The sequence below is a fragment of the Roseovarius sp. EC-HK134 genome (assembly GCF_902498815.1).
Classification (GTDB): domain Bacteria; phylum Pseudomonadota; class Alphaproteobacteria; order Rhodobacterales; family Rhodobacteraceae; genus Roseovarius; species Roseovarius mucosus_A.
This window is the reverse complement of record NZ_LR701544.1, coordinates 1709301-1734062: the sequence shown is the minus strand read 5'-3', so window position 1 is coordinate 1734062 and position 24762 is coordinate 1709301. Positions and strand designations below refer to the sequence as shown.

The 24762-nt window shown below is 57.8% G+C and carries 13 protein-coding genes and 1 pseudogene; 7 read left to right on the top strand and 7 right to left on the bottom strand.

Annotation, left to right across the window (positions count from 1 at the left end; genetic code table 11):
- Positions 1-62 precede the first annotated feature (62 nt).
- Both GC127_RS12185 and GC127_RS12180 read left to right on the top strand, forming a co-directional pair.
- Positions 63-1204: pseudogene (locus GC127_RS12185) on the top strand (IS3 family transposase); the annotation flags it as partial.
- A gap of 1 nt (position 1205) precedes the next feature.
- Positions 1206-1438: IS3 family transposase (locus tag GC127_RS12180; protein ID WP_151992578.1), on the top strand; the 233-nt coding region annotated here is incomplete at its 5' end.
- 53 nt (positions 1439-1491) lie between these two features.
- Here the strand turns inward: GC127_RS12180 and GC127_RS12175 are convergent.
- From GC127_RS12175 to GC127_RS12165, 3 genes are read right to left on the bottom strand one after another with little or no spacing between them, the layout of a single operon-like run.
- The gene (locus GC127_RS12175) at positions 1492-1998 is read right to left on the bottom strand and encodes a DUF6194 family protein (protein WP_151978340.1); all 507 of its coding nucleotides are present in this window, start codon (positions 1996-1998) and stop codon (positions 1492-1494) included.
- Positions 1958-2662, bottom strand: coding sequence for a YafY family protein (locus GC127_RS12170; RefSeq protein WP_199861248.1), 705 nt, complete (start codon positions 2660-2662; stop codon positions 1958-1960). The genes GC127_RS12175 and GC127_RS12170 overlap by 41 nt, the downstream gene beginning before the upstream one ends.
- A 4-nt stretch (positions 2663-2666) precedes the next feature.
- The gene (locus GC127_RS12165) at positions 2667-2972 is read right to left on the bottom strand and encodes a hypothetical protein (protein WP_254700095.1); all 306 of its coding nucleotides are present in this window, start codon (positions 2970-2972) and stop codon (positions 2667-2669) included.
- Between the two features lie 117 nt (positions 2973-3089).
- Between GC127_RS12165 and GC127_RS12160 the strand changes: the two genes are divergently transcribed.
- From GC127_RS12160 to GC127_RS23250, 4 genes are all read left to right on the top strand, one after another.
- Positions 3090-3725 carry an FMN-dependent NADH-azoreductase gene (locus GC127_RS12160; RefSeq protein WP_081508432.1) on the top strand — a complete coding sequence of 212 codons (636 nt, stop codon included), beginning with the start codon at positions 3090-3092 and terminating at the stop codon, positions 3723-3725.
- Complete coding sequence (locus GC127_RS12155) at positions 3716-4864, top strand: MFS transporter (RefSeq protein WP_199861247.1); 1149 nt, start codon at positions 3716-3718, stop codon at positions 4862-4864. The genes GC127_RS12160 and GC127_RS12155 overlap by 10 nt, the downstream gene beginning before the upstream one ends.
- A 462-nt stretch (positions 4865-5326) precedes the next feature.
- Positions 5327-5872: a YaeQ family protein gene (locus GC127_RS12150; RefSeq protein ID WP_151978334.1), complete on the top strand. Its 546-nt coding sequence runs from the start codon at positions 5327-5329 to the stop codon at positions 5870-5872.
- A gap of 296 nt (positions 5873-6168) precedes the next feature.
- Positions 6169-6375, top strand: coding sequence for an integrase core domain-containing protein (locus GC127_RS23250; RefSeq protein WP_302848601.1), 207 nt, complete (start codon positions 6169-6171; stop codon positions 6373-6375).
- Positions 6376-6854: 479 nt separating this feature from the next.
- Here GC127_RS23250 and GC127_RS12140 read toward each other — a convergent pair whose 3' ends face one another.
- From GC127_RS12140 to GC127_RS12125, 4 genes are all read right to left on the bottom strand, one after another.
- Positions 6855-8180, bottom strand: coding sequence for an HlyD family type I secretion periplasmic adaptor subunit (locus GC127_RS12140; protein WP_008281747.1), 1326 nt, complete (start codon positions 8178-8180; stop codon positions 6855-6857).
- 25 nt (positions 8181-8205) lie between these two features.
- Positions 8206-11430, bottom strand: a complete 3225-nt coding sequence (locus GC127_RS12135; protein WP_217524491.1) for a calcium-binding protein — start codon at positions 11428-11430, stop codon at positions 8206-8208.
- A gap of 491 nt (positions 11431-11921) precedes the next feature.
- On the bottom strand, positions 11922-13718 hold the full coding sequence (locus GC127_RS12130) for a type I secretion system permease/ATPase (RefSeq protein ID WP_081507740.1): 1797 nt from the start codon (positions 13716-13718) through the stop codon (positions 11922-11924).
- Positions 13719-13807: 89 nt separating this feature from the next.
- On the bottom strand, positions 13808-22924 hold the full coding sequence (locus GC127_RS12125; protein WP_199861245.1) for a peroxidase family protein: 9117 nt from the start codon (positions 22922-22924) through the stop codon (positions 13808-13810).
- A 424-nt stretch (positions 22925-23348) separates the two neighbouring features.
- Here GC127_RS12125 and GC127_RS12120 point away from each other — a divergent pair, with 424 nt between their 5' ends.
- Positions 23349-24725 carry a sensor histidine kinase gene (locus tag GC127_RS12120; RefSeq protein ID WP_151978328.1) on the top strand — a complete coding sequence of 459 codons (1377 nt, stop codon included), beginning with the start codon at positions 23349-23351 and terminating at the stop codon, positions 24723-24725.
- Positions 24726-24762: the final 37 nt, after the last annotated feature.

The window sequence follows — 24762 nt, the reverse complement described above, 5'->3', positions numbered from 1 at the left end:
TGAGGTGCCCCTAGATTTGTAGACGCTTTGCTTGGTAATTTTGGAACCAAGGAGAAGCGCGGATGTCATCGCAGAAACGGTTTACGGACGAGTTCAAAAGGGACGCTGTGGCGCAGGTTGTTGATCGCGGCTATGCGGTCAGCGAAGTGGCTGAGCGACTGGGGGTCAGCACGAAGTCGCTCTACACATGGAAGGCTCAGTTTGCGAGGCCTGCCAAGGGTCGAGAGGCGGAGTCAGATCTGGCCGTCGAGCTCCGTCGGGTGAAGAAGGAACTGGCCCGCGTGACCGAGGAGCGCGATATATTAAAAAAGGCCGCCACATACTTCGCGCGAGAGTCCCGTTGAAGTATGGTTTCATCCGGGCTCATCGATCCGAGTTTTCGGTTCGGTCAATGTGCCGTGTGCTTATGGTCCACGTCAGCGGATTTTATGCATGGCTTAAAGAACCGTTAAGCCAGCGTGCGCAGGACGATGAACGGCAGACAGAGTTGATCCGACAGGCTTGGTGCGAGAGCGGCAAGATCTATGGCTACCGCAAGCTGGCCGATGATCTGCGCGATCTCGGCGAGCAGGTTTCTGAGAACAGGGTCGCCCGGCTGGCCAGCCTTGCGGGTATCTTGGCCCAGATTGGCTACAAGCGCCGCCCGGGACGATATGGCGGGAAGCCTGCTGTCGTCGCGTTCAACACTCTGGATCGGCAGTTCGAAGTAGATGCGCCCGACAAGGTCTGGGTCACGGACATCAAGACCCACGAGGGCTGGCTGTATCTGTCTGTCGTTATCGACCTCTTCTCACGGCGTGTGGTAGGCTGGTCCGCGCAACCCCGCATGACGACCGACCTGGCGCTGCAGGCCTTGCTTGCAGCGGTCTGGCGACGCAAACCCAAGACGAAGGTGATGATTCATTCAGATCAGGGGTCGCAGTTCACCAGCCGTGAGTGGCAAGTATTTCTCAGCCAGCACAACCTGCAAGCCAGTATGAGCCGGCGTGGGAATTGCCACGATAACGCTATCGCCGAAAGCTTCTTCCAACTCTTGAAGCGGGAACGGATCCGTCGCCGCACCTACCCGACACGCGAAGCTGCAAGGCAGGACGTTTTCGACTACATCGAGATGTTCTACAACCCAAAGCGCAAGCACACGAACAACGGCATGCTGTCACCCGTTGACTTCGAAACCAGACAGCAGAAACTGAACGAAGCAGGTNTGAGCCGGCGTGGGAATTGCCACGATAACGCTGTCGCCGAAAGCTTCTTCCAACTCTTGAAGCGGGAACGGATCCGTCGCCGCACCTACCCGACACGCGAAGCTGCAAGGCAGGACGTTTTCGACTACATCGAGATGTTCTACAACCCAAAGCGCAAGCACACGAACAACGGCATGCTGTCACCCGTTGACTTCGAAACCAGACAGCAGAAACTGAACGAAGCAGGTTTCTAGGAAACTAGGGGCACCTCAAACCAAAAACGTGCCGAAACAGGATAGGTTGTGCCTCAGGGTTCCGCCGCAATTCGTCGCGCTAAACCATTCTGTTTTGCTCTCCTCTGCTCAAAAGTGCCTTTGGCGCGAAGATGCGCGTCTGAGACGAGCGGCAAGCATTTGCCCCAAGTCAGTCGGGACGGGTTGAGCACGGATATCCATGACATCCACCCATAGATCGGATGCGGCATCAGCTGGTCGCTTGCAGCAAAGTCCCAACCGCCATCGATAACTCCACCCTTTCCAGGGCGCGGGGGCGGAGGACCGAACAGTTCGAAAAACACTTCCTTGCTGACCCCCAAGTTCAGACGCCAGACACCACTGCGATCAAGGTGTGACGCGCGATCATTGGCACCGTCCTTTTGCTTGATGGTCGCAAAATAGGTGCCACGTTGAAAGACATGGCCCGGGTTGTAGAAATAAGAAGTTTCGCCCCACGCGTCTTTCGGCACGACGCCGTCCAGTTCATTTGTGATGAAGCTATGAACGGTCTCGATCTCGATCCATTTGGTTTGCGACATGTGTCAAGTAATCCTCAATCGTCTTGCCCACTTCAGGTTTGAAGCCCTGCCCCGTGACCTCGCAGACCTGCATGCGGTCGATGCGGAAGGCCCGAAACCCGTCCCGCAGTTCGCACCAAGCTGAACATGTCCAGACCCGGCCCCAATACTCGGTCTGCAGCGGCCGGATCACACGGCTTGTCATCTGATCATCCAGCGACCGGTAGTCGATACGCAGCTTCAGCCCCTCACGGATTGCGCGCCGGATCAGCGGCATGTGACGAAAGCCTTCCCGCGCTTTTTCAAAGGCGTAAACGCCGAAGCCCCAGGATTTCGGGGCCTGACGGCGATTGGATGCGTGTTCGCCGATCTTGGCCATCACACCCGCTGCGGCCACCTGCAACTCGGCGTCTGCGGCCTCTTGGACAATAGCCATACCCAGGCTCAGCGCCTCAAGCTCGGCCAGCGACAGTGACATGGGCGGCAGGAACACCGGCTCGCGCAGCATGTAGCCGACGCCCCGCTCGCCATCTATCGGCACGCCGGCCGCCACCAGCGCGCCGATGTCGCGGTAGACTGTGCGCACAGAGACCTCGAGCGCATCGGCAATGTCACGGGCAAGGTGGAGCCGCCCGTCCCGGACGATCTCTACAATATCCGCAAGTCGTCTGCCGCGCTCCAGCATCCGGTCAGTTGATGGCCACTGCCAGCTCGGAATGCATGAGCTGGACGGTTTTGCCGTCAATCGCGGACAGAAAATCGGCATTTCCCGGCACCTTGCCGATCTCGGCAGCCGCCGCCTGGGCCGAGGGCATGTCCTGCCACTGGATGTGCTCGATCCAGGTGCCGTCTTCGGTGCAGGACAAGCGGCGATGCACGAAACCGGGACACGCCACGACCCAGGCATTCATGCCCTTGGCAGCGGCCACAAAGGCGTCGTGGCTGACGCCCTCGTTCAGCTTGAAGGTGACGCTTTCGATGATGGCGTTCGACATTGGATTCTCCTGATGGGTTTGTAGGCGATCCGCTGTCATTACGCCATCTCAACTGCCACAGTCTGTCAGTTGAAAGGCGCCATTGGGGAAGGAGATCAAGAGACCAAGGGAAAATCCATGAAGATCCTACACATTGACGCCTCCGCCCGAACGGAGGGCTCTTACTCCCGCCGCCTGTCGTCGCATTTCATTGACTGCCTGCACGAGAACGGGTTGGCCATCACCGTGGATCGGCTTGATCTGGCCCTGCATGCCCTACGGCATTTCGGGGCGCTGGAAACCGCCGCGATCACGCTTCCCGAAACGGAGCATTCCGCAGAAATGAGGCAAGCAATCGCGCCATCTGACGCGTTGGTCGCCCGCGTGCTGGCGGCGGACGGCATCGTCATCGGCACGCCGATCTACAATTTCGGCATGCCATCAACCCTGAAGGCATTTTTCGATCATGTCTCGCGCAACGGAAAAACCTTTCTCGCCGACGGGACCGGCATGAGGGGTTTGCTGGGCGACACGCGCGTTGCAGTCCTGAGCGCAACCGGGGGCACCTACGGTCCTGGCGATGTGTTCGACGGCCTTGACTGCCTGACACCACACATCCGGGCCATCCTCGGCTTTCTCGGCGTTACCGATCTGAGTTTTGTGGCTGCACAGCCCATGATGTTCGCAGGGCCGGACGCCGCCGCCATGTCCTTTGAGGCCGCCAAGGCAGAGGCCGCTTCCCTCGCCAAGACATGGAGCACCGCATGGAATTGACCGCACAGGAGCGCCGCCTTAGCCTCGGTGCGGTCATGCTCCATATGCTCGGCATCGGGCTGACGCTCGGCTTGACTTTTCCCCTTACCTCCCTGACGCTTGAAGCTTGGGGGAGTGCGGCATGGGTGGTTGGTCTGGCCGGAGCAATGGCCCCGCTGGCGATCTTGCTATTCATGCCAGTGTTGCCGTCTGTGGCACAGCAACTTGGCGCGGTCCGGGCGATGATACTGGGCTGCGGGATCGGGATCGCGGGCCTGGTCGTGATGTATCTGGTGCAAACCGCGCCCGTCTGGGTTGCGATGCGGTTCGTGATTGGTGCGGGGCTGGCGCTGCCCTGGCTTGCGGGCGACATCTGGGTCAATGCGGTCGCGCAGGAGGAAAGCCGGGGACGGGTCATTGCGGGCTACGTTGCCTGTCTCTTTATCGGCTTCTCCGCTGGCCCCCTCCTACTGGATTACACGGGGATCACCGGGATAGCACCTTTCGCGATGGGATGCGGTGCCCTGGCGCTCGCCGTCCTGCCGCTGATCGCCGTTGGCCGCCTCGCACCGACCATCGTGGCCGAACAGGGGTCAGGCGTTCTGTCGGCTGCGCGCGCCGTGCCGGTCATGGCCGTTGGCGCGTTTGTGGCTGGTTTCACCGAGGCCCTGATCTTTTCGCTGCTGACACTCTGGGGGCTTGAAACCGGGCTGGATGAAACCGGCGCGCTGCGGTTGCTGACGACCTGCATCATCGGGGGCGTCGTGCTGCAATTTGCAGTCGGTATCATGGCAGATCGCATTGGCCGCCAACGGTTGCTGGGGTTGATTGGACTAGCCCTGATCGCGATTGGGGCGCTGCTTCAACTTTCAACAGGCGGTCTGGTTTTCGTCGCGGCATTCATCACGGGTGGGCTGATCCTGGCCCTGTATGGCTTGTCCCTGATACTTCTGGGAGAACGCTTTTCTCCAGCGCAGTTGGCCGCTGCCTCAGCCGCCTTTCTGATCTTGTATCAACTCGGTTCAGTGACAGGTCCACTTGTTGCAGGCGCAGCAATGGATCTGGGGGGTGCGGCTGGTTTCGTCTTTTCCCTCTCCGGCGCAGGCCTGGCCATCGCTCTTGTAGCGTTCACCACACGCACTCGGACCAAGGTGATTTGAGGGCGACCGACCATCAGGCACCTTCCGGCTGGTGGACGGTCCCCACGCGTGTTTGACCAGTAACAAGGACTTTTTCGACGGTGACGCTCCTCGAGAAGCAGCCAGCCAAAAGACCCCCATCCTAAAAGACAATATGCGCCGCTTCTGTCTTCCCTCTCGAAAGCCGCCGTTCATCATACGGCGGCTTTGTGCTTACGACTGACTTTACGTCGTCAAGATTGGCGCGCCCGATATGAATGGCCAGTCCGGGGAAGATACGCGATCGCTGCCTTCATGTCGCGACCGGCAGCAACGGGCCGAGTGCGTTGATGCTGCGCGGACTCGGCCCGACGATGTTAACGGTGACGTCCTCCATTTGGGGTACGCTGCGTTGCCGCCTGGCTGATTGCGGGCCCTATATCTGCTTCCCAAGGATCACCGGACGGGGTAGGCAGTCCGATCCTTGAAGGTTTGGGAAAGATCATGGCGCAGAATGCCACCATTTACAAAATTGAACTGTCGGTCTCTGATATGGATCGCCACTATTACGAGACCCATAAACTGACCGTTGCAAAACACCCCTCGGAGACGGACGAGCGACTGATGGTGCGCATCGTCGCCTTCGCACTGAATGCCCACGAGCATCTGGAAATGACCAAGGGGCTTTCGACGGACGACGAGCCTGACATCTGGCAGAAGAGCCTGAGTGGCGAGATCAATTTATGCGTGGCACTTGGGCTTCCAAGCGAGAAAGTCATGCGGCAGTCCTGCAACAAGGCCGCAAAGGTGATTGTCTACCCCTATGGCGGCAGAATTGCCGACATGTGGTGGGACAAGGTCAAGAACGGCACCACTCGTTTCGACAATCTCCGTGTCGTCAATTTCTTGGAGGCCGATACGGCCACATTGGCAAAACTAGCCAACCGCGCGATGAAGCTCCAGGTCAATATTCAGGACGGGGATGTAATGGTCAGCGTCGATGAAAGCGTCGTCTACATCACGCCCGACACATGGAAGGACGTAACATAGGTTGCCGTAACTGTCGCAATACTGGACCGGAGGCACCCGAATTGAACACAGTTAACTCCAGCGCGCCAATGTCCGCACTGGGTAAGCTGCACCACAGCGCCGATCACGGTGACAGACGGCGGCTTTGGGCCGGCGGGGTGCTATAGCGCCCTGCATTGCCTTAGATATCCGGCTCGATTCTTCCTTAGTTGCTCCACCATATGCTGCACTTGGATTCGGGCAATTTCTTCAGCATTTAAGCGTGTCAGTTCACTACCACTGCCAACGGATGGTGCCGGGCCTCCTTCCTGGGTGCTGTGCGGTACCATGGACAGGTAGAGGCCCGGACAACTGTGAATGATTGGCTCACGCGGGCTGAACCGTTTCATGTAGATCATGTCCGCGAGGCCCAGATCCTGATCGAGAAATGGCGGCGCCACTACAACACTGTCAGACCGCACAGTGCTCTGGGATACCGTCCACCGGTACCCGAAAGCATCGTCCCGATAGACCAGAGAGCGTGATCTGATCCCCGCAAACTGGACCACTTAATGGGGGCAAACCACTTCCAGGTGAGCGCCTCTCGGCTCCAAGTGTCGCTAAGGCAAAATACTTCGTTACCGGAATGGACAAACGCAGGGATGGAATGATCGAAATATCCACTCGACGCGATGGTCCTTCTGGAAAGTCATTCGCCATTCGGTTGGTCCAATGCGAGCCGCTGCGGTTCGGATACATTGCTGAAGGCGACTCTGAGGCCGATCTTGTCCGTGACCCAGCGCCGAAACTCACACAATTGGTCAACGGCTCAATCTCCGATGTTGTTGCTAAACACGCCTGCGTGAGGCACGATGAGCCTAAGCCCGCCATGTCCGCCTTAGAGCCGACTGAGGCCACACAAAATCCCGATGCCGAAAAGCGAGTAAAGTTAGAAGAAGACGTGCGGAAAGCTGTCGAGTACACCGACCTCTCGGTCCAAATCACTTGGTACGGTTCAGGGCACTCATTCTTCGCGGAAGGCCTTCTCGAATTGATCCATGAGAGGCCGTGCGAAATAGGCCGCCGCAGTTTGCTCTTGGGTGGAGAGATAGACTTCAGTTGGCATTCCCGGCATCAAGGCTAGACCGTTCAGCCTTGCAAACTCTTCTGGCGATATATCGACATAGCCGATGTAGAATGGCTCCCCGGTGGATGCGGAAATGGTCGTCGCTGGTGAAATGTGCGAAATCGTGCCGAGAATTTCAGGCGTTGTACGGTGGTTGAAGGATGAGAACCGGACACGGGCCGTCTGATCAAGATAGACTTGATCTATTGCTGTGGTCGGCAATTGAACCTCTATCCGCAGCTCGGCAGAGGCCGGAACAATCGTTGCCAATATCTCGGCTGGCGTGATGACCCCGCCTTCGGTGAACACCGACAGTTCGTTGATCCGCCCCGAAATCGGTGCGCGTATTTCCGTTCGTGAAAGTTTGTCCTGCACCGCTGTTAACCGGTCGGACAGTTCCTGAATGCGTGCTTCGACCACCGTAAGCTCCCGTTGCGCTTCATTTCTTGCAACTTCGTCCACGGAAAGAATCCGCATCTCGATCTCGCTGATCCGCGACCGGGACCGCGCAATATTGGCGTCAAGCTCGCCAAGTTTGCCACGCATCTGAACCAGTTCACGCTTTGCTTCATCCACCCGAGGCATTTGGATCAAGCCTTTCTCGAACAGGTTTACAACACGCGAGTGGCTTTCTTCCACAAGGGCCAATTCATCTGTCAACGCCGAGCGCTGCGAAACGAGCGCCACAATCTCATCGTTCACCTGAGCGATACCGAGTTCAAGTTGCTCGCGCTGATTGTCGCGGTTCACGATATTCCCAGCATGGAGACGCAGTTCACCTGACATCAACTCGCTTTGTTGAGGATCAGACATCGAGAGACGCTTGGGAAATCTGACCTCAGCGGCACCTTCACGGTCTGCAACGAGACGCGCGCGCCGAACCTCAGCCTCGTCCAATTGAGCAGAGAGAATTGATAGCTCTGCCCGTGATTGCGCGTCATCGAGACGAAACATGACTTGACCCGCCTCGACCTCGTCGCCCTCGCGCACGGAAATTTTCTCAACGATCCCACCGTCGCGGTGCTGAACCTGCTTGAGGTTCTGGTCAACCTTGACCGTCCCCAATGCTATGACAGCTCCGGTCAAGTTTGCATTGAACGCCCATGCGCCCACGCCACCCAACAGTCCAAACATCATGAGAACGCCAAGAATAATGCGCCCGCGGAGCCGGTCGAATGCCGCTGGGGATTGTGGTGCGTTTTTGACAGAACCAGATTTAGTCATTCCAATAATCCTTCTGTTCAGCGCGTCAGGCGTGTTCAATCAAGAGGATGTGGTCACCCTCGATCCGCAACTCTAGATCAATGATCCTGTCGCGGTTGAAATCGACCTCTACGACGGTTCGGCGATAATCGTCGGTCCAATCGTGGTAATAGGTCAGCCGGGGTTCATCCACGTCGAGCGCGTCGGCATAATCATCCAAGTCATCCTCGATACGTTCCTCAAGGGATTTCTGCGCTTTGCGGATTTCCCGATGACTCGAGCCTGAGCCAATCCAGATCCGGTCATCGCTATTGAAATCATTGATCTGATAAACTGACCGGATGATATCAACGGTATCGCCCTGTACAAAATTGTATAGGTCTGACCCGCCGTTGCCTGTCAGGGATGCCTGATCAGACCCTGCGAGGAAATGGTCGTCGCCTGTGGAGCCGACATAGTCCTCGAACCCCGAGAAACTATCGTCACCGATGCTCTCGCCAGAGGCCATACCCGTGATCAGATCAAGTTCGACACCGTCTGTCGCGCCGGAATAGTTCAGTTGATCGTGGCCCGCGTCACCGGAATAAGTATCGGAGGCGCTATCGTCATCGGCTACAACAATGTCATCACCCGCCCCACCCAAGACAGTATCTTCGTCTGCCCCTCCCGAGAGGATGTCGTTGCCGTCACCCCCATAGAGGCTATCCTGACCCGCATCGCCAGATACAATGTCGTCGTCATCTCCACCATCCAGAAGGTCGTATCCGTCTCCTCCGAACAGCACATCATTGCCAGCTCCGCCGTGGGATATGTCGTCGCCTTCGTCTGAGAAAATCACATCGTCGCCACTGTCGCCTGCAAGCTGATCAGCGCCGGTGCCCCCTGACAAGGCGTCATCGCCGGTGCCACCAAAAATCTGGTCGTCGCCCGCCCCGCCGTCGAGGGCGTCATCGCCTGCGTTGCCATGGATCAGGTCGTCGCCATCCTCGCCCCACGCTTCATCATCACCGGCCCCCGCCATGACGGTATCATCGCCGGTGCCACCAAGGATCTCGTCGTCGCCCACTCCGCCGTCGAGGACATCATCGCCAGCGTTGCCATGGATGAGGTCGTGGCCGTCCTCTCCCTGCACGTCGTCATCGCCATCACCCGCAACGACGGTATCATCGCCAGTGCCGCCAAGGATCTCGTCGTCGCCCGCCCCGCCATCGAGGGCGTCATCGCCTGCATCCCCATGGATCAGGTCGTCGCCATCCTCCCCCCACGCTTCGTCATCACCGGCCCCCGCAACGACGGTATCATCGCCGGTGCCGCCAAAGATTTGGTCGTCGCCCACTCCGCCGTCGAGGACATCATCGCCTGCATCCCCATGGATCAAGTCGTCACCGTCCTCACCCCATGCTTCGTCATCACCGGCCCCCGCCATGACGGTATCATCGCCGGTGCCACCAAGGATCTGATCGTCGCCCACACCGCCGTCCAGGACATCATCGCCTGCATCCCCATGGATCAGGTCGTCACCATCCTCTCCCTGCACGTCGTCATCACCGGCCCCCGCAACGACGGTATCGTCGCCGGTGCCACCAAAAATCTGATCGTCGCCCGCCCCGCCGCCGAGGGCGTCATCGCCTGCATCCCCATGGATCAGGTCGTCGCCATCCTCGCCCCACGCTTCATCATCACCGGCCCCCGCAACGACGGTATCATCGCCGATGCCGCCAAGGATCTCGTCGTCGCCCGCCCCGCCATCAAGGGCGTCATCGCCCGCGTTGCCATGGATCAAGTCGTCGCCATCCTCGCCCCATGCTTCATCATCACCGGCTCCCGCAACGACGGTATCATCGCCGGTGCCACCAAAGATTTGATCGTCGCCCAATCCGCCGTCGAGGGCGTCATCGCCTGCATCCCCATGGATCAGGTCGTCGCCATCCTCGCCCCACGCTTCATCATCACCGGCCCCCGCAACGACGGTATCATCACCGGTGCCGCCAAGGATCTGGTCGTCGCCCAATCCGGCATCGAGGACATCATCGCCCGCGTTGCCATGGATGAGGTCGTGGCCGTCCTCTCCTTGCACGTCGTCATCACCGGCCCCCGCAACGACGGTATCATCGCCAGTGCCGCCAAAGATTTGGTCGTCGCCCAATCCGCCGTCGAGGGCGTCATCGCCTGCATCCCCATGGATCAGGTCGTCGCCATGCTCTCCCTGCACGTCGTCATCACCGGCCCCCGCAACGACGGTATCATCGCCAGTGCCGCCAAAGATTTGGTCGTCGCCCAATCCGCCGTCGAGGGCGTCATCGCCTGCATCCCCATGGATCAGGTCGTCGCCATCCTCTCCCTGCACGTCGTCATCACCGGCCCCCGCAACGACGGTATCATCGCCAGCGCCGCCAAGGATCTGGTCCTTTCCTCTTCCGCCATCGAGATGGTCATTGCCAGCGTCTCCGTGGAGGATGTCGTCGTCTGCTCCGCCGCGCACCTCGTCATCGCCATCACCCGCCTCGACGGTATCGTCGCCGGTGCCGCCGAAAATCTTGTCCTCGCCGTCGCCACCGTAAATTTCGTCATGGCCAGCGTCTCCGTAGATCACGTCGTTGCCGCCCTCGCCAAAGAGACGATCGTCGCCCGCACCGCCTGAGATCCAATCGTCGCCATCTCCTCCGGCAATGAGGTCATCACCATCGTTGCCAAATAGGCTATCGTCGCCGTCGCCGCCGGAAATATTGTCATCACCTGCGCCACCGTAAATTCTGTCACGCCCGCCAAACCCGGCTAGATTATCGTCATCGTTCAATCCAAAAATTGCATCGCGCCCTCGCGTGCCAACGATCAGGTCTTCGCCATCAGTCCCCGTAAAGACGTTTTCGATTACGTTCAAAATTGCAGTCTGATCAATGCTGAGCGCGCCGTCAGTGATCGAGTATTTGATTTGGACCTCGCCCAAAGCATCTGTATCTGCGAAATAGAGCCAGCCATCGCCTTTGGGGTCCATATGACCGACAGTGCTGCCGTTGATTGAAACCCCCAGAAGATCGCCATCGTGATCCTTTGTCTCAGACAGAAGATGAGCCAGGGAAATAGCGAGGACGGCGCCGCTGCCGAGATCCCCAAGGTAAACGGCGCTAGAGTTGCGCGGGCCACGGTTGCGATCCTGTTCTGGATCGGTCTCATTTTGATCAGGGTTTTCTTCCTCTGCCACTGTCGGAGGATCGTCCGGTTCCGTGTCGTTGCTCGGATCGGGGATGAAGGGTGGAGACCCCGGTTCCACACCGTTGTCTTGGGGAAACTTGTTTATGCCTGGGAACAAGTTGAACGGCGGAAGAATGGTGTTCGCCGTGACGCGTGTAATCTCGGTGCCAAAAACCAAATCTGGCAGCGGTTCGATGAACATGCTCTCAAAGCGGCCTAAAACCACCGGATATCGGAATGAAACGATCGTTGGTCCTTCTTCAACCCAAGAGTCCCCGGGTCCTCCAACGCTGTCATCAGGGGCATTTTCATGTAGCGCCAGCCCCGAAGTGTTACGGCTTTCAGTGATATCTTTGCTGTCTTCTTCCGGCGGTTCGTCTTCTGCCACGGCAGCAACATGTTGGTCTGACCATAGAAAAGAGCGAAGATAGAGGCCCAAGCCTAGGAGGCCGGCGAACCAGCCGCTGAGGAGCTTGGTTTGACTGCGCTCGGGGTGTTCCAATCCCAAGGGGTCGGCAGGGTCCGATTGCGCGGTCGTTGCGGAGCGGAAACTTTTGACATCAATCACGATCAGCCTCCCTTCTTCGCCTTGCGTCCCTCATCCAACATGTGACTTTCGACAGGTGTCTCTGTCGAATGCCGTTCTGAGGCCACAGAAGGCTTGGTTGCGCTGGCAACCGAAACAGGTTTCGGGTTCAGAATTTGCTCTCGTGGGCCGAATGCGGTCAGCTTTCCAGCCTGGATCACGCCAATCAGGTCACATGCCTGAAGCGCTGATGGTCGGTGAGCGATCAGCACAACGATGCCGCCGCGCTTTTTGACCCCCTCAATGGCCGCGGTAAGAGCGGCCTCTCCTTCGGGGTCAAGATGCGCATTAGGCTCGTCCAGCACGACCAAGAACGGTGATTTGTAGAGCGCACGCGCCAATCCCAGACGCTGCCGCTGTCCGCCCGAAATCGACGTGCCCATCGGTCCTAGGTATGTCCGGTATCCGTCTGGAAGCCGCACAAGCATCTCATGCACGTTTGCGGCGCGTGCAGCAGCAACGATCGCCTCTGGGTCAGGCGTTTCAGCAAGACGCGCGATGTTCTCTTCTACCGTCGCATCGAGCAGGGCGACATCCTGAGGCATGTATCCGATATGCGCCCCGCGGTCGTCGTCACTCCATTGCGTTAACTCGGCACTGTCCAGTCGCACTGATCCCCGCAACGGGGGCCAGATACCGGTCAATGCGCGGGCCAGCGTGGTCTTTCCGCCACCACTCGGCCCAATGAATCCGACAGCTTGTCCTGCCGCAGCCTCAAAGGTGATGTCGCTGAGCAAAACTCTTCCGGTTGCTGGCGCAGCGACAGTCATGCCCTCCACTTTCAGGTTATACTTCGGTCCCGGCAGCCACATTGGCTTGGGCTGATTTTCGAGCACTTCGACAGTGTTCCGCAGGCGACGCCATGACGTGCGCGCAGATTCCATATTCTTTGCATTTCCAATCGCTAGATCTATCGGAGCCATGGCACGAGCCGACGCAATGGTTGCCGCAATGATAGCCCCAGCCGACAATTCACCGCGAATGGTGAGATAAGCCGCAAGCCCGAGGATCGACGACTGCAACAACATCCGAAGCACCCGCGAAATGGCACTATAGGTGCCTGATATGTCACTGGTGCGAGTTTGCAGTTCCAAATGCCGATCGTTGGCAGCTGAGAAACGCGCAACGGCGCGCGACGCAAAGCCCATCGCCTTCAAAACCTCCGCGTTGCGTGCGTTCGAATCCGCGATTGCATTGCGCTCAATCGTCGCTGAAACGGTGGAACTGCTCCAACTCCGGGTGCGCAATTCTGCCGCTATCGCGAGTGTAGCCAGAGTAAATGCGCCACCAATTGTCAGGGCACCCAACATTGGGTGCAGGAAGTAGACGAATGCGAGAAAAATCGGCATCCACGGCAGGTCAAACAATGCAATCGGTCCCTGAGACCCGAAGAAACCACGCAGTGTATCGACATCTCGACCGCGTTCGAGCGCCTCGGAGGTGGAATATCCCAGGCGGGGCATGTCGACGACCAATTGATGCGCGACGGGTGCCAATCGACGGTCCAGCCGCGCGCCGACACGAATGAGAATTTGGGTGCGAATGACGTCGAAGACGCCTTGAAAGAGATAGAGCCCAATAGCCAGAAAAGAAATTGCGACAAGCGTCGGGATGCTCCCGCTGACCAGCGCTCGGTCATAGATCTGGAGCATGTAGAAAGCGCCGGTCAATGCCAGAATATTGATGACCCCTGAAAGCAGGAGCAGAAAAACAATCAATCCCTTGATACTACCGAGCGCTTTGGCTGCCGCATTCCCGGACGTGTTCTTTTGATTTGCCATGATGTGCTCTCGCGTCTGAAAAATGAAATATGACCGAGCCAATCACTCCGGGCAGGACAAGACCCGCCCGGAGCTATTGTCAGCCTGACTCAGAGCTGAAAATCGTCCTGAGTCAGATCGTGGCGTCCCCGTATCGAAATGCTGAAATCAGGCGCGTTATCTCCTTCGATGTTGCCCTGAATTACGGTCACATCACCATTCGCACCGGTCTCGTGGGTCACGAGAATCTGACCGCCGCCCGAGAAGGCCTCAGAGACGAGTGTGAAGGTGCCCTTGCCAGGCCCAGAACCGTTCGCGTCGATCTGAGAAAGGTCGATCTTGTCGCCGGGTTCAAAGGAGCTGATCGTATCACCATCGGCATCCGAGGCTGACAGAAAGCGATAGACATCATTGCCCACGCCGCCGTCCATCTCGTTTTGCGCACTGCCTGCGGTGATGGTATCGTTCCCTGCCCCCCCGATGAAGCTCTCGATACTCCACAACACGTCGTTCCCAGATTGGGCACTTGACGCATACCCTCTTCCACCGGAGCCGCTTCCAAGATCAACACTGGTATCGGCTGTGATCTGCGACATGTCGAGCGTATCGGAACCTGATCCGCCCGTTACGTCATCGCCGTAATAAACGTCGTCACCGTCATTCATTGTCGCCACGAACAGATCAGCACCGGCACCCCCTACGACGAAGTCATTGCCAGCCCCGCCCTCGATGAAATCGTCACCGCCTTCACCGAAGAGCCTGTCATTGCCGCCATCGCCAAAGATCATGTCCCGTCCGCTGCCCGCCAGAACATTGTCGTCACCGTCGCCAGCAAAGATCATGTCACGTCCAGCCAAGGCCAGGATATTGTCCCCTTCGGCACCGCCAAAGAGCGCGTCGGCAGCCGCCGTTCCAATCACATTGCCTGACGCTGCAAGCGGCGGGGTGACGTTGCTGTCATTGTCTTCAGGCTCGTCGTCGTCCTCGTCGCCTTCGGTGTCGTTGTCACCGGCAGTATCGTCTTGGTCGTCACTGGCGGTATCCTCATCGCCATCGGCAGTGTCGTCGTCACCGTCTGTGGCGTTGTCCTCATCGCCACCGGCAGTGTCATCGTCACCGTCTGTGGCGTTGTCATCATCGCCACCGGCAGTGTCGTCGTCATCCTCTGTGGCGTTGTCATCCTCTGTGGCGTTGTCATCATCGTCGTCGATACCGTTGGCATCGAAGAGGTTGTTGTCGATATCCGTAAGGCTGGTGTTTCGTGCGACAATGCTGGCAAAGGTCGTGTCCTCTCCGAACTCCTGATAGAAGTCGAAGTTGTCGAACCGGTCGATGTAGTAGAACCGGTCGCCCTCTTGCAGGCGGTCGAGCTGTTCGTGGAGCACGACCCAGAAAGTCTGACCAACCATACCTCCATTGACGTGCTTTTCAGCAAGTCCGCCGGTCCAAAGATCGACCCGGTCGATACCCTTGACGATCTTGGCGCCGTTCGCACCGTCTTCGAGCACGACGTCCGGGTTCACCGCGACAAAAGCAGCAATCTGAGCCGGCGTTTCCAGAACCAGATCTGGATAGGCCTCCATCAGCCGTGCCATATCTTCGTCACTCACATCATTGCGCGCCTGGAAATCCGCCCAGCTGCTGTAAGGTGACAGATCGCCCGCCATGTCCACAGCTTGGGAAACATAGGGGTCAGTCGAAGCCGCAAGCTGAGTGCGAACTTGGTTCATCGTCCCAAGTCCAACATCCCAGCCACGGGCGACGTTGAAAGAGAAGAGATCGGCATTGATCCGAACGAGATCCGACCGGATCGCCTCCACGATCCTGAGATCGACCTCTTCCGCCGCTTGCACCGCCGTGCCGCCGATAATGGCTGCAACGCCGTATTGTGCGTAGCCAGGAGCGGGAACGTAACCTTGTGGTAGTGGGCCATTGAAAACTGACGGATCATTGCTCGGGTTGAGGAAGGCGTCGTACAGGGGCACCTGAATAAGTTCTCCATTTGGCCCCTGAACCTGTAGGTTCTCTCCGACCAGCGAGTGACCAAAGCGATAGGCTGCGGCCGCGAACTCGTGACTGATCCGAGCGTCCACATCGGGATTGTACCCATCCCAGCCGTGATCTTCTCTGTCGCCGTCTGCATTGCGCAAACCGCCAAGAAGCTTGTCCGCGAACTCTTGGAAGACAACGCGCTGATAATCGCTCTCGTTGAGCATCTTGGCAGCCTGGAAAATCTCCTCGTCGCTTCCCTCAAATCCCTGCGCGAGCAGATTCTCGACGTGGAAGTTGTGATTCCGCGCCCAGACTGTGTGCACCGATGTCAGCGCGAAATTCTCGTTCGCGCGGCCATCGCCCGCCATCCGGTGGTCAAGCAGGTCGATGAACGGATTGGCGTCGAGCAGTAGAGGTTGCCCGGAGCCAAGGAAGTCCGAAGCGAGCGCCTGCACCATGTCCGGGTCAATCTCCCCGGTGATCTCATCGACCAGATCCGGGAAAACGTCCTGAAGTCTTGCCGCGCCACCTGGTAGCCCTGGATCCTCAAAGTATGTTTCCGCCTCCCAATGGTGCAGGATCAGATCGCGCAACGTTGGCAAGAGCGTGAATGCCGGATCCGAAGGATCGGCCTCGCCCCCCAAAAGCCGCATGCCAAACCCATGTGCCCCATCACTTTCGCGCAAGAACTGGCCAACAAGCTCATGGCTGCCATAGGCTTGGTTTTGGTCGACGAAGGGCGACGTCATGTTGGTGTGTTGCGGCACGCCGTCTTCGTCATAACCCGCGACTTCTGCGCGCGTCAGGTCAGCCGGATTGTCAGATGTCGGGCTGCGTTCCGCACCTGGCCCCCCGATTTCAATCGTGCCGAAGGCGGGGTTCTTGGCGATGAAGTCAAGCCCGTGGTCGAAGTACTGACCGAAGGCCATGAAAAGCGCACTCGCATTCATTGCATTTGGGGCCGTCGTATCATCATGCGGGCCGAGAATGTTGGAGATTGCACGCGGATCGAGACCATCAAAGATTGGGTTGATCTGCCGGTTCCCATTTTCATCCGCATCACCGTAACGTGCCTCGGTCAACCGGATGAAAGGTTCACCCGCCGCCCCATACGCTGGATTGGCCTCATTGTTGCCCTCACCACTCAGCGTTCTGACGCCGGTGGCTTCTTCGGTGTCATCGTCGCCGTCAAAGGCCAACTCGCCATTGACGAGGTTCTTCAAACCTTCCAGATCGCGGGCGCTCAGCGAGAATGACCCATCGGCGACGTCATCGTCTGACGTTGTACCACCCCCAATACCGGGCAATCCGCTCGATCCGTCAAAGGTGACACTCGATCCACCCCGGCTTACCGTGACCATGCCGTCTTCGTTGACAGTCACGACCGGATCGCCGATTCCGGGCAGTTCGATTACGTCTTGTGGACGCAGCGTGCCAATGATCGTGTCGTTGCCACCCTCGCCTCGGAACACGATGCGGTGTGCCGATGTCAGAGCAGATATATCGATAGTGTCGTCGGCGGCCGTGCCATTGACGGTGATCGTGCTGAAGTTAAGGCTCGTTGGAACAAAGTTTCCAACAATCGCGACCGTGTCTCCGCCGACAACGCCGCCGTTTGGTACGCCGTTGCCGTCATTTGCGGACACGGCGAGGGTGTCGATAGCGATCTCCTCGATGTTGTCCAACTCGGCGACCACGGTGGTCGTCGTGCCGACAGTGCGGGTGATCACGATCTCGGTCGATGCGAGGAAAGATGTCCCGAGGCTGGCAGCAAGGCCAGCGTTCTGGCCACCTGACATGGCGTAGACAGTGAAGGTTTCAGCCTCGGCGTTGCCTTGAACGCGGAAGGTGTCGTTGCCAGTTCCGCCATCCACCACATCGCGCCCATCGGTCGATGCCTGAATGATGGTGTCAGTGCCACCGCCAGCAATGATGATGTCGTCATCCGCGCCGCCGTTGAGAACATCAGCGCCGCCGCCGCCGTCCAACTGGTCAAAGCCTGCTCCACCGTTCAAGACGTCATTACCAGCCTGTCCGTTCAGGATATCGTCGCCACCGTTGCCGTTGAGTGTGTCGTTTCCGCCGATCAAGAACGGGCTGACACCGCTGAGGAAATCATTACCGGCGCCACCATTCAGGAGATTGTTAGTGAGAGGTGTTCCATTCAGCGTGACCCCGGTATTCTCGGCCACCGCAAGGGTCGGCTCGGAATACACTGTCTCAAGCGTACCGCCCCCGTCGGTAAAGCTCACCTCGATCCGAAGCTGTCGACCGATCTCGCTGATATCGCCGAAAAGCTGCTGGATGAAGTTTGGATCATTCGGCGTGAACGTCGCATCAGTCGCACCGGGAATGTCGGTCCAGACCGCACCATCAAGAAACTGCCACTGAAAGCTGAACGCGCCAAGACCATTCGCATCGGCGATGCCGCTTGTATCGACCGTTAGCAGCTGACCCTCGACTGGCGAGACTTGGCCATTGGTCGGGGTCGGGTCATTGATGACAGGCATTCCTGTCGCTGGCCGGGGGGTCGCAAGATCGCCATCTGCGAAACGCAGTATCTCTATATTGTGAAGCGTGTCGATACCGTCGTCGATCAGGATGGCAGGATTGGTGCCAAACCCGGTATGTGCCACCTGAATGACATCGTTGCCAAGGTCGGTGATCGTGTACTGGTCTCGGTTATCGTTGAACACGGCGATATCGATGTCATCCTCTTGTCCACCGTCGAGAATTTCGCGCACGATGTTCATCTGGGCCGGCACGATGGTGCGCGAAACCAGCAGTTCGAAAAGGCTTTGTCCTACCCAGGCAGGGTCCACCCCATCCTCTTCGGTAAAGATATGCCGAAGCGTATCAACCGTCGCAATTTCGTTCGCTGCGGTATTCTCGTCGGTCGGATCGCCAGTGATACGAATGCGCACATTTAGCCAGCGGTCGCCGTCGATGATATCGTCGCCACCATTGCCGGTGATCAGATCAGAGCCACCACCGCCCATGATGATGTTACCATTTTCCCAGAACTCCTCGCCGTTCAAGAGCGAGACGAGATCCGAAAGGCCATCAATCCGGTCAATGCCCGCCTGATCAAGCCCATCGTTAAAGAGTTCAGCTTCTGCTCCCTCTCCGGTTCCGGGGGCAACGCGATCATCACCGATCAGCGTGTCGTTCATCTGCCACCCTGACAACCCTTCGACCTTGTCAAAGCGATTGCGCAGGATGTCCTCCTCGTCGGTGGTGAAAATCTTGATACGCATATCGGCATATGCGTCGATTGCCACGCCCTTGTACGAGACCCAGTCAAACCCGAACATGCCCTCGTTGCGCATCACGCTCTCGCCTTGGACCATGATGTCGTCACCGGATTCGGCGTCGAAATCATGCTCGTCAGATCCCGCGAACATCACGTCATGGCCGATAATCTTACTATTGAAGAACAGTTCGGAGTTATCACCGGCTGTCGTGTCAAAGCCGCCATCGGCTTCCATCCAGTCGTCACCTTCGTTGCCCAACAGGAAGTCAGCGCCGGCTCCACCCATGATGAAATCGTCGCCTGATCCCCCGAACACCTCTGACGAGTCGACCCCGAGGAAGATGACATCCTTGCCTGTGCCGCCCATGAGAACGTCAAGCCCGTTCGCAGAGGCCATAACGTCGTCGCCACCTTCCCCCTTGAGGAAGTCACCTTCATCCCCAGAGTCGAGGATGATGTCATTGCCCCCACCGCCGTTCACAAGGTCAACGCCAAACCCTGACTCGATGAAATCGTCGCCGTCATCCCCCCAGATGCCGTCGTCACCGTCAGAGGTGATGATCGTGTCATTCCCGTTGGTGCCGCCCACCGCGAGATGCTCTCCGCCGGTGACGCGAATGTAGTTGGTTTCGACTTCGCTCGTTGTGGGATCATCCCGCACGACCTTGCCCATGCCAAGGCCTTCGAGCACCGGATCGTTCCCCACGGGATCGTCAATCAACTGGTTGGCCTGATTGACTTCTAGAACAAAGTCATAGCGCGCAAAGGAATCCACACCAATATGGTGGCGCACAACGTCGTCTTCGGTTCCGCGGATACCGTCTGCGCCCGGATCAGCCAAGCTGGTGTTGGCCAGAAGCATCTTCGAGAACGAGTTCTCTTCGAGTTCGTTGAGGAAGTTCTGCCCTTGGGTCCGTGTGAGATAATAGAACCTGTCTCCGTCCTGAAGCGCCTCCATCTGCGCCTCGAAAATAGCGGTGAACGTCGATCCAAGCATGCCGCCGAACGGCATGATCCTTTCGGCCAGACCACCGACCCAGAGATCAATCGTATTCAGGCCATTGGTGTCAGACGTCCAACCGTTGCGCCCAAGCAGGAAGTCAAAGCGATCGGCATCTGACACGCCCCCCCCGCCAAACACGAGATCAAACGCGGCATCACGTTTCTCTTCAAGCGTGTTTGCCGCGAGGATTGTCGAATGGGTTCCATAGGCTGCCAGCAGGTTCACAATCGTCATTGGAGTCTTCAGGTTGGCCGCCAACTCGACCCAGTTTTCATAGGGTTTCAGCCAAACAGAATTGGTCTGCTGAAAAAGCTCTGCCCGCGCATCGTTGAATGAGGGAATACCGGTGTCGCGGCCTCGCGCGATGTTGATCGCGGCTAGGTCAAGCGGCAGACCGAGCAGATTGCTGCGCAGTGCGGGGACAATGAATTCGTCAATCTGACTGCCCTGTTCCGTTGTCATGCCAAGGATCACGGCGGCTGCCGCCGCATCCGCGCTCATCGCGCCATCGTTGTCATAGGCAACCGGATTGAGGAACGCCGCGATCAGGCCCATGTTGTCAGTAGTGACCTCGCCGGTCAGCTCGTTCACCAAGACACGCGGCATGTTCTCGGTCAGCATTGAATGTCCGAACCGATACACAACGTTGGCAAATTCGGCAAAGATGGACGGGTTGATGTCTGTGACCGCGTTGAAGACGAAGGGATCAATATTCGGGTGGATCTTGCGCCCGAACTCTTCGAAGACAAGATGCTGATACTGCATTTCGGTCGCGAAGCGCCCTGCTTGGAACAGGCGTTCGCCATCCCAGGTCAACGCAGTGGGATCGGTTGGAATTGGGTCGCCTGCCGCGAGATCGACAAGAAGCCATTCGTTGATAAAATCAATATCGCCCGACTCCAGAATGGTTTTCTTTTGGGCCACAACCTGACGGTTGTGCTCGGAGTGGAAGACGTGGTGGACCGCGGTCAGGCCGATATTCTCGTTACCTCGGCCATCACCGGTGACGAAATGGCGGTCAAGCAGTTCATTGTCATAGGTTCCGGCTGTGCTGACACTATCGGAGAGACCTACCGCAGTGTCGTCGTCTGCAGTTTTGAGCATACCGCTTTGCGAGTCGAACGGATTTGCGGCATGTGCGATATCATCCAAGAACGCATGCCCGATGCGGATCGCGCCTGCCGTGAATGTGTTTACGGGGGCTGCCAAGTTGCCTTCGACCACATCATCGTCAGCAGTATTCGGAATGCCATCCGCGCCAATACCCACCACGATCTGAGGCAGGCCGTTGGGACCGCGAATGAATTCGCCATAGTCATCAGTCCGCAAAAGCGGGATGTTCAGGACATCGCCATCGGTCAGCTCAATCCCGAGAAAATCGCGCGCCTGCGCCTTAACTTCCGCCCAGGTTGGAATTCCGCCATTTGCGCCATCCAAAAGCTTGCCAGTTGAGACCGGGTTGCCATTGGTATCAAATGCATACTCGCGCAGGAATACCTGGTGCGAGGCGTGCGACGTGTAGGTCTGGTTTTGATCAACAAAGGGCGTGGTGGTGTTCTGCCCCTCATGCTGCGTGTCATCTGCTGTACCCAGCACCCCATCCGCACCGGGCCCGTCAACGGGCGTCGACCGGGTGAGCGCCATAAAGCGCAGATGGTTCGGAAGATCGTCAGCAGTTCCAGCAATGCCGTCCGCCCCGAGAACGAGCGGATCGTCCGCTTGTAGCGGAATAAAGACCGTTCCATTGTCGCCCTTGGTGATAAGATCAAGGCCATGGTCGAAGAACTGGCCGAAGAAAGTCATCCAGGCATTGAACGGGGCCGAGATGCCGTCATCAGGCGCAATATTGGGAATCGTTGCAAGGTCGATGTTATCGATCTCGATCTCGTTGCCGTTCGAGGTCGACAGCGCAACATTGTCCACGAGCACTTGCGAGCCGCCGGTTTGCTGAATCTCGACACGCAGCGTCTGGCCCGCAAGACCCGCAGAGATCGGACCTGAATTAAGCGTCAGATCGGCCCACTGCCCATCTGCGGGTTCTGGCAGGGTAACAGAGGAAATGACCGTGGTCACGCCGCCAGCGCCTACGGCAACAAGGCGGGCGGTGCCGCCGGACCAAACCTGATCGGTGCGATCTCCGACACTCAGGCTCAGTTGATAGCTCGCACCCTCGGTCAGAGTGCCGCTGTCCTGAGACAGTGTGGCACCACCGGTCAGCCACGCAACGTTTGGACCGGGATGACCAGCGGTTGAACTTACGCTGTCCACTGGTGCAAATAGACCGCCTGATCCTCCTGTAATCGTCCAATCACTGGGCGCAGTCGTGGTGAAATTGCCCAGCGGGTTCGACGTAACTCCGGGTGCGCCATCAAGGAGCGGTTGATCCTCGAAACTTGTGTTCAAGAGTTCCAAGGCCTCGGGGCCTTCGCCGGGACGAATTGGAATTGCATCTTCGCCATAGCGTTCGTGGAACGCCGCCAGTGCGGCGTCATTCGCAAACCATGCCTCGACCACGGCCGGGTTCGCCGTACTCTGATCTACAACGAGGTTAGAGATGATCCGCGGATCGGCATCGGCTACGTTGCCGGTATGTCCCCCATTGGTGCCCGACGGTGTGCCGATCACGCCATAGTCCGTGTTGGTGACAAGCGGCCCGCCAGGCGCACCAAGCGGCATCTCGTCGCCATCCTGATCGTTGAGGAAGGTTTGGCTGAGAAGCCGCGGCATAGGAGTATCCGCTGCGCCCCATGTTTCGCGCCCTTCAATCAGATTGTTGTATCTGCCGTCGACTGTGCGCAGACCGTTGGGCACAAGGGCCTCTGGAATGGCGAGAACAGCGCCCGGTGTCCCTTCTGGTACGACATTGCCGTCAGCGTCGACATAGATTTCGGTAAGCGGCGTTCCGCTCGCATGCGCTTCGCTGATCTTGACCTGCCGAAGAAAGAACTCGAGGTCCGCGATATTCAGTTTGACAGCCATGACACATCTCCCCATGTGGCCCGCCGCAGTGTTTGCGCGAGCAGATTTTGTTTTATCTCAATGCCTTGGAGCCAGGTTCTGAACCTGGAAAACAGAAATACGAAAATGACATAAATAGCCCCAAGTATCCTGATTAGGGTCTCATCGTTGTCGAATTATCACCACGGGCAGAGGTCTCTCGCTTCGCCAGCACGAAAGCCCGCAGGATGACTGGGACCAAGGCTCAAGAAATTTTCAGACCAAAGACCCTATTAAACTGGGCTCAAAGTCCATTGAATGGTCAGCGGCGTGTAGCGTAGGAATTGGTTAACTATAGATTAATCATTGGTAATCGCCTGAAGCGCGCATAGGCGTACTTGAATGAATTTTTTACTATTCGGCGCTGCGTGCCACCAAGTGGCCCCGAACATCCCCAGAAGTCATTATGCCCAAAAACAAGAAACAAACGCCGAATCATTCCAGAGAATCATCGAACGCCATCCTGGGCTGGTTCCATGTGGCACCCAGCCCTCTGGCAGCGATTTTCACCGTGATCGTTATCGGTGTCATGTGTGCGCTCGGGGCCTTCATCATATTCGAATACCGCTCGCTACAGGTTCAATCGCATGGTCGGGTTGGAAGCGCCTATATTGACAACTTGCTCGCGCCGCTGGCGTTGAGCAATTTTGAGAGCCTCGGCAATTCAGGCCGCGGTTCCGATCAGGCTTTCAGCTACGTTGCTGAGAAGAATCCAAATCTGGTAATGCGAGTCTGGGCACTTGACGGCGCACTTCTGTACTCGACACTTAAAGACGATACCGCTGATCATCACGAGGCGGAGACTCTTCAGGTGGCGATTCAGGGCCAATTCATCGTGAAACTGGAGATGTCCGGCGAAGTTGATCCTGAGTTTCCACTCGCCTACCCGTATTTCGAAGTGTACGCACCGATCCACGATCCAGTGAACGGCTCGTTGATCGCGGTCGGCGAAGTCTATCTAGACGCGTCCGAGCTCTTGCGTGACCGGACATTCGTAGAACGGACGACTTGGGCTGCCGTGATCCTCGCGGCCCTGAGCATGCTGGCAATGCTGGCTCTGACCTTCAGCCAAAGCTCGCGGTTGGAAGCGCTGTTGGACGCCGAGCGCAGAATGGTCAAACATAATGATCGGTTGCGTCGCGCCGCCAACCGCGCGCGATTTGACGCCGCAAAGGCCAACGAACAGGTTCTCAATGTCGTCGGTGCCGAGTTGCATGACGGTCCTATCCAGTTGCTCAGTCTGGTTTCCCTGATGCAGGGCAGGACTACTCAGGCCGACCTGCCCGATGGCACGTCGATAAGCGGGCTGATCAATCAGGTGATGACGGAATTGCGGTCTATTTCAGCTGGGTTAATCCTACCCGAGCTCGAGAATCTGGATGCCAAGGGTGTGGTTACGCTGGCCGTCGAGCGTCACATAGCCCTGATGTTTGGCGACGTAGAGACAGAGATCGTGGAGCCTCTGGCCAAACTGGATCTTCCCCGCAAGATTTGTCTCTACCGCGTGCTGTGCGAGGGGCTCAGTAATGCCGTCCGGCATGGCGAAGGCCGAATTCCTCTGGTCAAGGTTTGTCAGCGTGGCTCGATCCTGGACATCACGATCTATGGTGGCAAATCGCAGGGCGCAAAATCTACCGCTTCAGTCACGCCTTGGCATTTGGGGTTGCAAGGTATGCGACGTCGGCTCGACGCATTCGAAGGTAGTATTGACCTCGATATCGCAAAGGATTCATCCACGCTGCATGTCACATTGCCAATACAATCGCCGGACGACACATCTTAAAGCGTTTCAGTCGCTTCAGATGCACCACCACGTTCAA

What these genes read in the sequence shown, in the direction of transcription:
- GC127_RS12175 (WP_151978340.1), bottom strand. Translation starts at nt 1,998, where the DNA reads ATGTCGCAAACCAAATGGATCGAGATCGAGACCGTTCATAGCTTCATC.
- GC127_RS12170 (WP_199861248.1), bottom strand. Translation starts at nt 2,662, where the DNA reads ATGCTGGAGCGCGGCAGACGACTTGCGGATATTGTAGAGATCGTCCGG.
- GC127_RS12165 (WP_254700095.1), bottom strand. Translation starts at nt 2,972, where the DNA reads ATGTCGAACGCCATCATCGAAAGCGTCACCTTCAAGCTGAACGAGGGC.
- GC127_RS12160 (WP_081508432.1), top strand. Translation starts at nt 3,090, where the DNA reads ATGAAGATCCTACACATTGACGCCTCCGCCCGAACGGAGGGCTCTTAC.
- GC127_RS12155 (WP_199861247.1), top strand. Translation starts at nt 3,716, where the DNA reads ATGGAATTGACCGCACAGGAGCGCCGCCTTAGCCTCGGTGCGGTCATG.
- GC127_RS12150 (WP_151978334.1), top strand. Translation starts at nt 5,327, where the DNA reads ATGGCGCAGAATGCCACCATTTACAAAATTGAACTGTCGGTCTCTGAT.
- GC127_RS12140 (WP_008281747.1), bottom strand. Translation starts at nt 8,180, where the DNA reads ATGACTAAATCTGGTTCTGTCAAAAACGCACCACAATCCCCAGCGGCA.
- GC127_RS12130 (WP_081507740.1), bottom strand. Translation starts at nt 13,718, where the DNA reads ATGGCAAATCAAAAGAACACGTCCGGGAATGCGGCAGCCAAAGCGCTC.
- GC127_RS12125 (WP_199861245.1), bottom strand. Translation starts at nt 22,924, where the DNA reads ATGGCTGTCAAACTGAATATCGCGGACCTCGAGTTCTTTCTTCGGCAG.
- GC127_RS12120 (WP_151978328.1), top strand. Translation starts at nt 23,349, where the DNA reads ATGCCCAAAAACAAGAAACAAACGCCGAATCATTCCAGAGAATCATCG.